Consider the following 13,596-nt stretch of genomic DNA (forward strand, 5'->3'; position numbering starts at 1 on the left):
GGTCGCGCGCGCTCCCCGCACCCCTCCCCCAAAAAACCTTACCGCCGCACATCCAATCCGCCGCCCTCAAACGCAGCAATATCGGCCACCCCGAACCGGCTCGCATCACCCGGTAGCGAATGTTTGAGGCAGGTGAGCGCAAGACCGGTTTCGGCCATAGCACGCGCGTCGCCGCCTTCGGTCCAAGCGTGCAGCACGCCCGCCGCAAACGCATCGCCTGCCCCGATCCGGTCGACAATGCCGGTCACGTCGCGGTCCGCGCTCTGGTGGCCGCCGCCGCGCAGATCGACGCGCGCTGAAATGCGGTGATGGTCGGCGGTAACGACATGGCGCGCGGTCGAGGCGATCAGTTGCAACTGCGGAAAAGCGGCAAAACCCGCCTCCGCTGCCTCGCGCCGTCGCGCTTCACCATCGCCGGAAAATGGCTGGCCCAGCACCAGCGACAGGTCGCGATGATTGCCGAATAATATGTCCACCATGCCGATCAGCTCGGTGAGGATGGCGCGCGGATTACTGTCCCAAGCGTCCCACAATAGCGCGCGATAATTGCCGTCGAACGACAGGGTGACGCCCCGCGCCTTGGCCGCCCGCGCCGCCGCCAGCGCGGAGTCTGCCGATTGCGGTCCCAAGGCGGGCGTAATGCCTGACAGATGGAGCAGCTTGGCCCCCGCCAGCGCCGCATCCCAATCATAATCACCGGCCGCGCTGGTCGCAAAACTCGACCCGGCGCGATCATAAACGATTTCGGAGGCGCGCAAGCCTGCGCCCACGCTCAGGAAATAAAGCCCCATCCGCCCGGCCCCGCGCACGACATGGGCGCAATCGACACCGCCGCCGCGCACGCCCGCTATCGCCCCGCGCCCCAGCGCATTGTCCGGCACGCAGCTTATCATCGCGCAGTCGTGACCCAAATGCGCCAAGCCTATCGCGACATTAGCCTCCGCACCGCCGACATGGAGATTGAGGCTGGGCGACTGCATCAGCAATTCATGCCCCGGCGCGGTCAGGCGCAAGAGCAATTCGCCGAAGAAAACAAGCCGGTCTGCCATCACCCCCCGCTTAGCGCGCGAGCCAGCCGCCATCAACGGCGAGAATATGGCCTTGGACATAGTCCGATGCAGACGAGGCGAGAAACACCGCCGCTCCGCCAATATCTGCCGGATCGCCCCACCGGCCCGCGGGGATGCGCTCCATAATCTGGCGGTTGCGGGTTTCGTCGGCTTGCAGCGCGGCGGTATTATTGGTCGCAATATAGCCCGGCGCAATCGCGTTCACCTGAACGCCCTTGCCCGCCCATTCATTGGCGAGCAGCTTGGTAAGACCGCCGACACCCGATTTGGACGCGGTATAGCTTGGCACGCGGATGCCGCCTTGAAAAGTCAGCATCGAGGCAATGTTGATAATCTTGCCCGACCCACGTTCGATCATATGCCGCCCGACCGCTTGGCACAGGAAGAACAGCGTTTTGATGTTGGTGTCCATCACCGCGTCCCAATCGGCTTCGGTGAAATCAACCGCATCGGCGCGGCGGATGATGCCCGCATTATTGACCAATATGTCGATATGGCCAAAGGCGGCCAGCACTTCATCAACCAGCGGCTGGACTGCGGCAACGCTGGACAGATCGGCGCGGAACATTTCGCAGTGGCGGCCCATTGCGCGCACCTTGTCGAGCGTTTCCAGGGCCGGGGAGCGCCCCGCCGCCGCTATGTCTGCACCCGCCTCTGCGAGTGCGAGCGCGATGCCCTGACCAATGCCGGTATTGGCCCCGGTGACGAGGGCGACTTTGCCCGATAGATCGAATAAATTGCTCACCGCCGCGCTCACTTCAACTGGCAGATGTCGAGGACATTCATGTCGGTATAGTCGAGATTTTCGCCGCCCATCGCCCAGATGAACGCATATTTTTTGGTGCCGGATCCCATATGGATCGACCAAGGCGGGCTGATCACCGCTTCTTCATTGGCGATGACGATATGGCGCATATCTTCGGGTTCGCCCATATAGTGGAAAATGCGGTCATTTTCTTCCGGCAGGTCGAAATAAAGGTAAATCTCGCTGCGCCGGTCATGGAGGTGCGGCGGCATGGTGTTCCACACGCTGCCTTCTTCCAAAACCGTCAGGCCGAGCAGCAATTGCGCACTTTCGCATACACCCGGAATAACGAGCTGGTAGATGGTGCGCTGGTTGGAATTGGCGAGGTCGCCGCGCGCGAGCGGATTGGCTTGGTCAAGCGTGATATGCTTGATCGGGCAGACTTTATGTGCGGGCAGCGAAGCAAGGTAAAAACGCGCGCCATCGCCTTCGAAGGCCACATCCTTGGACCCCATCGGAATGTAGAGACATTCCTTATTCTTCATTTCGAACCGCTGGCCATCGACGGTGATTGCGCCATCGCTGCCGATATTGACCGCCGCCATTTCGCGCCGCTCAAGGAAAGGATGCCCCGCCGCCGAGGCAGGTTCTGCCTGTTCGGGCAGTTTGATCGCCCCGCCCTTCGGCACCGCGCCGCCAATGACGAAACGCTCATTGTGCGAATAGTTAAGCGTGACCTTGCCGTCTTCGAACATGCCCGACACCAGATAACGGTCGCGCAGCGAATCATTGTCGACACATTCCATCATGTCGGGATGGGTGGCGTGATAGGTTTTGGCGAACATAAAAGGCTCCTCAAGGTCGCAAGCTTAGATGGATTATGGGGTCAAACTATCGCTTGAGGAAACCGGTGTCAATGAACATCCTGCCATTCGATACCCGGTCATAAGCGCGCGAAGCTGATGTGCGTGATGTTAGCCATATTTGCGCACCGGACGGGTAGCGGACGAGCGGCACCCGAAGGGGCCCCCCGTCCCTCACATCGCCCGCGTCTTGAAATAGCGCCGCACGCTCGCGCGCTTCGCATCCGCCGGATAGCCGCCATCGGGCCATTGCGCGGCGGCGCGCACAAGCAGGTCATTGAGCGGCTCGCCATCTGGGCGCAGTTCCGGATAGGGCCAACGGTCAATCTGCCCGGCATAAGGCCGCAGAAAATCGGTCGCTTTGCGCAAACCCCGCCCCTTCGCATCGCCCGCATCCCAAATATCGACGCCGACACATTGGCCAAGATCCGCGACATCATAGGCCGCCGCCAGCGCGAACACCGAATAATGGAGCGAACGGGTGCGCGCCAATTCCTTGGGCAGGCTGCCATTATCGGCAAATTGCGGCGTGATGCGACGCGCGACAAAGTTGGTCGCGATGCGTTTTGCAACCTCCGGACGGCGCGCAAATAGTGCGAATTGCGCGACCTGACTGTCATACCAGAGCGCATGGTTATTGGCGGCCGCGCCTTCCTCCTTGCCCAACCGGCTGGTCAGCAGCCAGTCGCTATAGTCGCCAAACCAGCGTTCAAGGCGCGCTTGCTCATCAACGTTCAACACCTGCGCGGGGCCAATCAGGCCGATCGCTTCGACCACGCCTTGCAAGCGGCGTGTGTCGATAATGCCTTCCGCGCGGCCCTCCTCGCGCCCCGGCACGGCTTGCGCATAGTTAAGGTGCGGGTTCATCCGCGTCTTGCTGTCGATAAACCAGACGCGCAACAGCTTCGCCGCCTGCGCCGCATAGCGGGCATCATCGGTGAAATAATAAGCAAAGCCCAAAGTTTCGATGTCGGTCCGCATCGCTTCGAGCCGCGCCAGATCATATTTGGGGCTGTCGCGGTCGGGGTTAATCTCGCCATCCTTGCGGATATAAGGAAGGCCGTTTTTCTTGGCCGGATCGGGCCACCAATAAGGCGCGATGCTGAGATAATCCTGCAATTTGCCCGAAGGCGGCAGCACGCGCTTTTGCGTCACCGCATAAGGCCCGCGCGCGAGCGCCGCCTCGGCGCGGGAAACAAGCGCCGCCTTGGCGTCGGCCAGCACAGGATCGCTAGCCGCATCGCGCTTCAATGCTTCCAGTATCCGGGGGTCCAGAAAGAAAGTGCGCCGCCCGCCAAAGGCGGCGCTATGCCCCGCTTCGGCTTTGCAGGTCGAAGCGGGTTTGGCGGGGGATGCAGGAGCCGCCACATGAACGCCCGCCCCCCCGCCCGCAACCATCAGCGCAAAGGCCAAGCTTGCGGGGCGGAGGAAAGGCTTCATCGCGCGGCTCCCTATCGTGTTCCGGTCAGAAACGCAGGCGGATGCCCGCATAATATTGCGAACCGCTTTCGCTCACTTCGGTGATCGAATCTTCACCTGCACGGTACATGATGTCGCGCACGCCGGTGACGTTGAGCGCCTGTATTTTGAGCTGGATATTATCGTTCACATTATATTGCGCCGACAGGTTCAGATAACCCGACCCCTTGACGGTGCGGTTGGTGCTGCCGAAGGTCGGCTTATAATAGCCCGACCGGTAGCGATAATTGGCGCGCAGCGACACGCCCCATTTTTCCCAGAACACCGACCCGGTCGCAAGATGGCGCGACAGGCCCATCAGATTGGCCGGCTCCATATAGGGACCAACCGAGGTCGGATCGGGGAATTCGAAATCCGCGTCGGTAAAGCTGTAGCTCCCCGCCACCCCGAACCCGTCAAGCGGTGACGGCAGATAGGTGAAGGAGTGCGACCCGCTCAGCTCAAAGCCGTAAAGGAAGCGCGTGTTCGGATCATTGGCCGGTGCAATCGCGTTAAATTCGACCAATTGGCCATTGGCGACAATCGAGGTGGTGAAGGGCTGTTCCGCCGTAAAGGCCGCGCCCTTCAGCCATTTGGTATAGCCCGCCAGCGCGAACATCGTATCGCGCGAGGGATAGAATTCGAGCGAGGCATCAAGGTTCCAGCCGCGCATCGGCTTCAGTTCCGGATTGCCGGTGGTGCTGCGCGACAAGACCTGCTGCACCGTCGTCCCCGTCGTATCAGCGCCCGGCGTAATGCCGACGTTGAAATCTTCAATGCCCGACCGCGACAGGGCCTTATAGCCTGCCAGACGCAACTTCACATCATTCGACAGGTCGAATGCAAGGTTCACGCTGGGCAGGAAATAATCATAGCTGCCGCTCCCCGAAATTTCCTCAAGCGCAGAGCCGGGGACACGCGTTACGGTCGCTGCTGAACCATCGACCGACACGACCACATTGACCGGCGCCCGATAGCCGCGCGCGAACACATTGGTCTTCACATAACGCACGCCCGCATTACCGCTGACCGGCAGGCTACCGAGTTCAGTCTTGAAGTTCGCCATAACATAAGCGGCAAAAATGCGTTCACGCACATTGCTATCCTCCGGTCCCGGTGCGGAATCGGGGATCGGGTTGCTGTCGCGCCCCGTATAGGTGCGGAACACGCAATCATTGTCGAACAGGGCAAAGGATTTAAGATTGGTGCCCGACCCCGAAAAGAAATCGGTCGAGGAGAAAGGCACGCGGCAATTCGCGTTGGCCGCCGCAACCAGTTGCGCCGCCGTCCGGTCATCATAAGGGACGGGCATCGGCACATCATTATTATTATTCGCGTCCATCGTGCGGTTATGCTGCGAATAGCGCGCGCCGAATTTCAGCGACTGGACGAACCCGCCATCCAATTCATAGGTCGCATCCACCCGCGCCGCGGCAATCTTGTCGCGACGATCTGTGACGAAACGATAACGCGCATAATTGCTGTTATTGGTAGGCGTCCCGATAAGAAAGTTATTCGGGTCGTTAATGTCGAAATTGAGGAAGTCGACGGACGGCACCTCGCCTTCGGTCGCGTCGAGCGTATACACGACGCGGCGGCCAGAGCGCATATTGGTGGCTTTTTGCACTTCGGTGCGGCGCGATTCCGAATAGGAAAGGTCGGCATCAACTTTGAGCCGCCCTGCTTCCCAGCCGATATTCAAACCCCCGCCATAATATTTTTCTTCGCGCAGACGGTCTTCCATCTGGATTTCCAGATTGGAGTTGCCGGTATATTTGAGCAGCGCCCCGTCGCTAAAATCATTGCCGACCCCGCCAATGACGAGCGGCTGGATACCGCGAAGCCCTTCGGTAATCGCGAACGCCTTGCGGTTTTCAAGGCTGCTGCGCTTCGAATATTGGCCGTCAAGACTGATGTCGAGATTGGGCGCGGGCCGCCATTGCAGCGCACCGATCACCGCATCGCGCTTTTCGGAGGTCACGCGGTTCTGGAATGTGCGCGCCGAGGTCGCATAATAGCGGTCGCCAATATCGCGTCCGGTCAGCGTCGTGCCCGCCGCCGCGTTTGAACAATTGACGTTCGATCCCGCCGCGCTCTGCTGGTTGCCGGTAATCACCGTGGGATTGCGCGCCGAGGTGGTGCAAGGCACGAAGGACGAGTTGGTGATATAATAATCTTCCGGCGCGGCCTGATCCTGCCGCTGATAGCCGATGCTCACGCCAATATCGCCCAGCCCCGTGCTGAACTGGTCGGTATAGGAAATATTCGCGCGATAGCCGATGCCGCCGCGTCCCAGTACTTCGTCATCCTTGGGCTGGAACACGCCGCGAAATTCCGCCTGAAACCGGCGCTTGCCATAATCGAGCGGCTTGATCGAGCGTAGTTCGATGACGCCCGCTATACCGCCTTCAAGGAAATCGGCCTGCTGCGACTTATAGACCAAAACGCCATTGATAAGCTCGGACGGGAATTGCTGGAAGGCGACCGAACGGTCGGGACCGGCGGTGGATACTTCACGGCCGTTAAAGGTCGAAAAGCTCAACGTCGGACCAAGGCCGCGCACCGACAATTCATTGGCATTGCCCTTGAACCGGTCCGCCGTCACCCCCGGCAGACGCTCCAGCGTATCACCGACCGAATTGTCCGGCATCGACCCGATTTCATCATTGATAAGTCCGTCGACAATGACGGTCGCGTTGCGCTTCATATCATTGGAGCTACGCTGCGTCTGGCGCGCACCGGTGACGAGGATTTCGCTATTATCTTCGGCGTTATCTGCAGTGTTACCGGTGTCATCATTGGACACAGGGACAGGCTGCTCCACCGTCGCGCTATCTTGCGCCCAAGCCATTGTGCTGGTCGACAGTGCCGCCGACAAAAGCAGCACCGTGCGCAGGCGAATTTTGCCATTCTGTTTCATATAGTTCATCGTCTCATCCTCCTCCCGGACCGCCTAAGCGCCCCTATATCCTTAAATTACGTCCCGAAACTTTTTTCTATTCCTGTGCGAAGATTTGGTCCCCCGATCCCGCGCTTTGTCACCCTGTTAGCGTTGCTGTCCTTACCGATATTCCAATGTCCAACTGATCCGCACCGCACCCTGTCTGGCGGCGATGCCTTCGCATTGCACAAGGCTTTGCATCGCCCCGTGCGGCGCGCGATAGGCTTCCTTGCCCCCCGTGGGCGCAGCGGTGCAGCGCTCCATCCCGCTGACCGTGAAACGGCGCACCGCGCCCTGGCCAAAGGATGTGCTTGCCCCCTGCTGCACCGCCGCGTCCGAAAAGCTGGCAAATTCCATGCGCGCTTCTGTAATGGTGACACCGGCTTGCGGCGTGAAAATATCGGTGCGCGTAATGCGACCCGGCGCAAAGCTGTAGCGCGTTTCGACGCTCACCCTTTTGTCGGCAACCGGCGCGCGTTCGCCCATGCGGTCCAGCTCGCTCTGGTGCCAGACGATTTTGGTCGCTTTGCCCTTCCCCGTCACCTTGACGCCGCGCTGGAAGGCGAGCGGCATCAGCTTGCTGCCATCGCTTAAAATAAGCTGCGGCACGAGCAAGGGCGCACCGCCATCAGCAACGCCCTCCAACATGCCGGGCGAGAAGGGAATCGGAAAATAGGGGCTATGGTCATGCTGGCTCGCCCCGCCATTGATGATAGGCAAACTGACCAGCCGCGCCCCATCCTGCATCGTCACCAGCAAGCGGTCATAATCGCCGCGCGCGAACCAGGTCACATCACGGCGCGGCTTGGCGGTCTGCACCTTGGCCCAATCGACCGACGGCACGCGGTCCTTATAGCCCAGCTTGTTCCACACCGCATTGGTGTAGCTATATTGGTGCGCAAGGCTCAGATTTTCGCCCAAGATGCGGAATTTCCCGCGATAGGCATCGGTGCGGCGGCCATTGTCCCACAGATTGACCGAGCCGGTGCGCGGATCCGTCCAGAAATCGACATAGCGTTCCGCCGCGCGCGACGCATAGGCATAAGCCACATCCTTTTCCGCCTGCGTCAAAACGCCGGTTGCGGCAGCAGCTGTCAGCACTTCGATGATCGAGGTTTCGCCATAAGGGCCGATGCTGCGGCCATATTCAAAGCCTACGCCCTCGCCATTCACACGCAAAAGCATGAGGTCGGCGGACTTGCGCAACCAGTCGAGCGCCTCTTTGGGCGGGGTGTCACCGGTTTGCACAAAACGCGCGGCTATTTCGCCTGCGAGCAGAATTGAATAACGGTCAAACCGCCCTTCCCCGTCGGTTTCGTCGGCAAAGCCGTACGCCGAATAATCGCGATAATGTTTGGCGGTCGCGTCATATAATTTGCCAACCGCAACATCATCTTCCCAGCCGAGCGCATGGCGCAGCCGCGCAATCGAAAAAGCGACGACAAGATAATTATTGGGATGGTCGATCAGCACATAAGTGTCACGATCGACAAAGCTGCGCCAATCCAGCCGCACCCGCAATTTCGCCATTGTGAGCGGATCGATCGCTTGGTTCAACCAGCCGCGCCGGTGCAAAATATCGAGCGCCGTCAGATAATAATATATGCCCCAGCTATCATTGGCATCATCGACCGTCAGCTTTGCGATTTTGCGGAAATGGCCGAGATAGGTGGTGAGGCGCGGATCATTGGCAGGGAGCGCATCAAGATATTCAGCCAAGCCGATAGCAATTTTGCCGGGCAGGAATTTGTCATTGCTGTTGAAAACATCGACGCCGTCAATTTTGAGCGCCTTGCCGTCCTTGACCAGCGCGAGCAGCAATTTTTCGGTTTGCGGGTCGATATGTTTTTGCACCACTTGATTGAAGGCGCGCGGGGCTGTGGTCACAGGCGCCGCATCCGGCACAGCCTGATTCGCCGCTACCGGTGTCGCAACACCCGCCACAAGGCCAAGTGCAAGACCAGCCAAAAGGCCTGCCTTGAGGCCTGCCGGATGATGCGGGCACTTACCCATGTACGGTCATTCCCTTCCCCATCCCTTCACGCTTCCTTTGACTGCGCCTGCTGCTTCGCCAAAGACGGGGCGCGCGCGAGATGCAAGGGGGTATAAGGCCCCATTCCTTTATTTGGCCCTTCATCCAGCCAATTATCCGGCCAGGATTTTTGCGTGAACATCCAACGACACCCTTCTCCCAGGTTTTTGCCCCGGTCTTCCTCCGGCACAGTTTTTTACAAACCATGTCCAAAATATTCCGCCGCATGTCCTGCGATCTTGTCCGGATTTGATTTAAGACACCGGTGTCAAAAAACTGACACGCGACAGGCGGCCTGTCAAGAAGCAAAATCGCAAACATCGTGACCGAAAATGTGCGAGGGCGAAAATCGGGAGCCGCGCAGCCGGACTTTCGCTCCTGCAAAGTCGGTTGAAAACCCTTTCCAGACACCGCACAAAAGCCGGACGCAGCACAAAAGAGAGTGCAGAAACGGCCAAGAAGAAAGCCCCCCAAGGAGACATCATGCCCGCCACCGACATCGCCACCCGCGTTTATAATCATGGCTGGCGGCTTGATCCGATCATACGCAGCCTGCTTGACACCGATTTCTATAAATTGCTGATGCAGCAGATGATCTGGCGGCTGCATCCCGATGTGCGCACGACCTTTTCGCTCATCAACCGCAGCAAAAAGGTGCAGCTTGCCGAGATTATCGACGAGCAGGAATTGCGCGAACAGCTCGACCATGCGCGCAGCCTGCGCTTCACCAACCGCGAACTGATTTGGCTCGCGGGCAATAGTTTTTACGGCCAGGAGCGGATGTTCGCGCCTGATTATATCGCCTGGCTCGCCGAATTCCGCCTGCCCGACTATGAATTGAGCGTGGTCGATGGCCAGTATAAACTCGACTTCGATGCCCCTTGGCCTGAAGCAAGTCTGTGGGAAATTCCCGCGCTCGCCATCGTCAATGAGCTGCGTTCGCGCGCGACGTTAAAAAATCGCGGGCGGTTTGAACTCGATATTCTCTATGCGCGCGCCAAGGCGAAATTATGGGACAAGGTTGAGCGCCTGCGGGCGCTTCCCGACCTTGCGCTTTCCGATTTCGGCACAAGGCGGCGGCATAGTTTCCTATGGCAGCAATGGTGCGTCGAAGCGCTGAAAGAAGGATTGGGCGACCGCTTTATCGGCACCTCCAATGTGCTGCTTGCGATGCACAATGATCTGGAGGCGATCGGCACCAATGCCCATGAATTGCCGATGGTGCTGGCCGCGCTTGCCCATAATGATGCGGGCATAGCCGCCGCGCCTTACCGCGTGCTTGAAGAATGGCGCACCCAATATGACGGCAATCTGCTCATCGTGCTGCCCGATGCTTATGGCACCACCGCCTTTTTGCGCCATGCGCCCGATTGGGTGGCGGACTGGACCGGCTTTCGGCCCGACAGCCTGCCGCCCGTTGAAGGCGGTGAACAGATAATGGATTGGTGGCGGGAAAAGGGTCGCGACCCGCGCGAAAAACTGCTGATTTTTTCGGACGGCATGGATGTCGACAGCATTGAGCAGACCTACCGGCACTTTCACGGCAAAGTGCGGATGAGCTTTGGCTGGGGCACCAACCTCACCAATGATTTCCGCGATTGCGATCCCGAAGGCGGCGCGGGGCTGGAGCCGATCTCGCTCGTCGCCAAAGTCACCCGCGCCAATGGCCGTCCGGCGGTCAAATTGTCGGATAACCCCGCAAAAGCGACCGGCGATCCGGCAGAAATAGCCCGCTATCGCCGCATTTTCGGCGCGGAAGGCATGGTCGAAAAAGCGGTGCGGGTGTGACGCCGGTTCAGGCGGCTTCGCCTTAGACGCGTAGCGTAATTCGTCTTATTTCGGCCAAGCGACCAGACATTGGGTGTCGGGTGCGAGGTGCATCTGTGTGCCTGCAGGGGCGAGCGCGCACTCTCCGGGGTGGAGGGTGATAGCGCCGAGGGCCACCTTGCCGCGCACGGGGATGATGTTCATCATGCCGCTTGCTGCGTCGAGCACAATTTGATCCGCGTCGGTAATCTGCGCGAGGGTGAAATGGGCGGCATCGAGCAAAACCCCGCTTTGCTGTGCGTCCACCGCTTTTCGCGCATCGGGCGGAAAGGGTATGGCCTTGGCGACCGCAACCGCATCGTCCAGATGGAGCGCGCGCGGGCGGCCATAATCATAGAGGCGATAGGTGATGTCGCTATTTTGCTGCACTTCGATGAGCGAAATCCCTGCTCCGATCGCGTGGATCGTGCCGGGCGGGATGTGATATATCTGGCCTGCCTTGGCCGGATACCAGTCCATCAGGCTTTCAATCTCGCCCGACAGCGCAGCCGCCCGCAATTGTTCGGGAGCAAGCGGGCGCTTGGTGCCGATGCCCAGCGTCGCGCCGGGTTCGGCATCGACAATATACCAACACTCTTCCTTGCCCGAAGAATGCCCGCGCGCGTGCGCTTGGCTATCATCAGGATGGACCTGAACCGACAAGGCTTCGCCGGTGAACAGATATTTGACCAGCAAGGGCGTGGGCGCGTCTTCGGGCGCGGGGAACCATATTTCACCGATGCGCGCGCCTTGGTCATGCGCGAAGGGCGCGGGCAAGCGATCCCGCCCCCACGGCTTTTCTACCCGTACACATTCCAGCTTTATCACGCCGGTTATGCTGTTCCTGTCCGCGCGCGTCATAATGTCGATCTCATATGCCATGCGGGTATAGTCGCACAATCCTATTGGGGAATCCTTTACGCGGGCAGTTTTTCTTTTAGTCATAAGGCACGTGGCGGGGGAACAGGGGCGCAAACATGGCCCCGCGAAACTTTTTCGCCCGCGCGGCTATCCACCGCGAATCGCTTATTCTAGAGGGACATTATGGATCTTTCGCCCGCCTCGCTCGCCTTTGTTTTTGCTGCCGGAATTGTCGGCGGTGCGATGAATGCGCTGGCGGGCGGCGGGACTTTTGCGACCTTGCCTGCCTTGCTTGCTATGGGTCTGCCCGCCAATCTGGCCAATTCGACCTCCAATGTAGCCTTGTTGCCGGGCGCGGCGACGAGCGCATGGGCGTTTCGCGATGAACTGCAACCCTTGTCCGGTGTCTCGATCCGCACGCTTGCGGCGATCACCTTTGTCGGCGGGCTGGTCGGGAGCGCGCTGCTCGTGCTGACGCCGAGTGATATGTTCGACATCATCATTCCCTGGCTCGTGCTTTACGCCTTTGTCGTGCTCGCTTTCGGCAAGACGGCGAGCGAGTGGCTGCGCAAGCGGGTCGCGATTGGCCGCAAAACCTTGATGGTCGTCCAAGCCTTGCTTGGTCTTTATGGCGGTTATTTCGGGGGCGGCGTGGGGTTGATGACCACCGCCACCTATGGCTTGCTCGCAGGCCATTCGCCGCGCGCATTGTTCGCGCCGCGCACCTTGATGCTCGCCACCGCCAATTTTGCGGCAGCCTTTGTGTTTCTCGCGTTCGGCATGGTGGTGTTTCTCGCCGTCATTCCGATGCTGATAGGGTCGGTTATCGGCGGCTGGCTTGGCGCGATCATCGGCAAGAAGCTCCCGCCACGCGCGGTACGGCTGTGGACGCTGTTCGTTACCGGCGCGACAACAATCGTCTTTTTCCTGCGCGCCTACGGGTAAGGGCCGGAAGCTTCTCCCATCCCGCTCGTCATTGCGAGCGCCGATAGGCGCGCGGCAATCCAGAGCCGTTGGGCGCAACGTCCCTTTGTTTGACTCTGGATTGCCGCGCCGCTTGCAGCGGCTCGCAATGACGAAAGGCAGGTATAAAGAGCATCCTCTACCGATTATTGCCGCCAATCTGTTCGGGAAGCGCGAACAGGTTGAGGAAGCGTTGCGCCAAGGCACGGTCGCCTTGCACGGCAATCGCCCCCTGTTTTTCCGAAATGGCGAGCGGCTGGCTGCCGTACAGTGACGGCAAAATCGCATTGGCCGTGGCAACGGTTAGGGTGAAGGCGGGCGCGGGTGCCTTACCGCGTGTGATACGGAGCGCGCCATCTTCCATGACCAGGCGGAACGCATCTTTGCCGACGATAATCGCGGCTTCATAATCACCGCCCGCGCGCGCCGCGTCGCTATCCATCATCGTGCGCAGCGACAGCATCAGCGAGGACGCCCCGAACGGCAGGGTCGGATCATGCGCGGGCGAGCGCGCCCCCCAGCGGCCCAAGGCTTGTGTCACCTCCTCAAGCTGCTGCCCCCACGCGGTCAACGCATAGCGGATGACGCCATCCTCTTCGACGCGCTCGACGACCGCCATCGCTTCCAGTTCCTCAAGCCGCTGCGTCAACACATTGGCCGAAATGCCGGGCAGGCCGCGCCGGATACCGCTGAACCGGCGAGGACCGAGCATCAGCTCGCGCGCAACCAGCAGCGCCCAGCGATCCCCGATCAATTCTAGCGCATGGGCAGCGGCGCAGGCATCGCCATAACGACGGTTCATCGCAGTTTTGGAACGTTTGGTTATTTTTTCTAACTTCATAGTTGCTTTTTATAAC

10 protein-coding genes are annotated in these 13,596 nt (G+C 59.8%); 2 read left to right on the forward strand and 8 right to left on the reverse strand.

All coding sequences use genetic code 11. From position 1 onward, the window contains the following. Positions 1-38 precede the first annotated feature (38 nt). The 6 genes from DMP17_RS08950 to DMP17_RS08975 all read right to left on the reverse strand — a co-directional run bounded on the left by DMP17_RS08950 (position 39) and on the right by DMP17_RS08975 (position 9,090). A complete protein-coding gene (locus tag DMP17_RS08950; RefSeq protein ID WP_337828726.1) occupies positions 39-1,049 on the reverse strand; it encodes a sugar kinase in 1,011 nt (336 codons plus the stop codon). A 10-nt stretch (positions 1,050-1,059) separates the two neighbouring features. Next, a complete protein-coding gene (gene kduD, locus DMP17_RS08955) occupies positions 1,060-1,827 on the reverse strand; it encodes a 2-dehydro-3-deoxy-D-gluconate 5-dehydrogenase KduD (RefSeq protein WP_337828727.1) in 768 nt (255 codons plus the stop codon). Continuing rightward, on the reverse strand, positions 1,824-2,660 hold the full coding sequence (gene kduI / locus DMP17_RS08960; protein WP_337828728.1) for a 5-dehydro-4-deoxy-D-glucuronate isomerase: 837 nt from the start codon (positions 2,658-2,660) through the stop codon (positions 1,824-1,826). The genes kduD and kduI overlap by 4 nt, the downstream gene beginning before the upstream one ends. 192 nt (positions 2,661-2,852) lie before the next feature. After that, complete coding sequence (locus DMP17_RS08965; RefSeq protein WP_337828729.1) at positions 2,853-4,118, reverse strand: alginate lyase family protein; 1,266 nt, start codon at positions 4,116-4,118, stop codon at positions 2,853-2,855. 25 nt (positions 4,119-4,143) lie between these two features. Further along, positions 4,144-7,065, reverse strand: a complete 2,922-nt coding sequence (locus DMP17_RS08970; protein ID WP_337828730.1) for a TonB-dependent receptor — start codon at positions 7,063-7,065, stop codon at positions 4,144-4,146. Between the two features lie 132 nt (positions 7,066-7,197). Beyond that, positions 7,198-9,090, reverse strand: a complete 1,893-nt coding sequence (locus DMP17_RS08975) for a hypothetical protein (protein ID WP_337828731.1) — start codon at positions 9,088-9,090, stop codon at positions 7,198-7,200. Positions 9,091-9,592: 502 nt separating this feature from the next. Here DMP17_RS08975 and pncB point away from each other — a divergent pair. Beyond that, positions 9,593-10,897 (forward strand): nicotinate phosphoribosyltransferase, encoded by a 1,305-nt coding sequence (gene pncB / locus DMP17_RS08980; protein ID WP_337828732.1) that lies wholly within the window; start codon positions 9,593-9,595, stop codon positions 10,895-10,897. 45 nt (positions 10,898-10,942) lie between these two features. Here pncB and DMP17_RS08985 read toward each other — a convergent pair whose 3' ends face one another. Beyond that, positions 10,943-11,797, reverse strand: coding sequence for a class I mannose-6-phosphate isomerase (locus DMP17_RS08985; RefSeq protein WP_337828733.1), 855 nt, complete (start codon positions 11,795-11,797; stop codon positions 10,943-10,945). A gap of 162 nt (positions 11,798-11,959) precedes the next feature. Between DMP17_RS08985 and DMP17_RS08990 the strand changes: the two genes are divergently transcribed. Continuing rightward, entirely contained in the window at positions 11,960-12,721 is a 762-nt protein-coding gene (locus DMP17_RS08990; RefSeq protein ID WP_337828734.1) for a sulfite exporter TauE/SafE family protein, read from the forward strand. A 157-nt stretch (positions 12,722-12,878) separates the two neighbouring features. Here the strand turns inward: DMP17_RS08990 and DMP17_RS08995 are convergent, their stop codons facing one another. Beyond that, complete coding sequence (locus DMP17_RS08995) at positions 12,879-13,580, reverse strand: helix-turn-helix domain-containing protein (protein WP_337828735.1); 702 nt, start codon at positions 13,578-13,580, stop codon at positions 12,879-12,881. Between the last annotated feature and the right edge of the window lie 16 nt (positions 13,581-13,596).

The organism is Pseudonocardia sp. TMWB2A, from assembly GCF_017312135.1.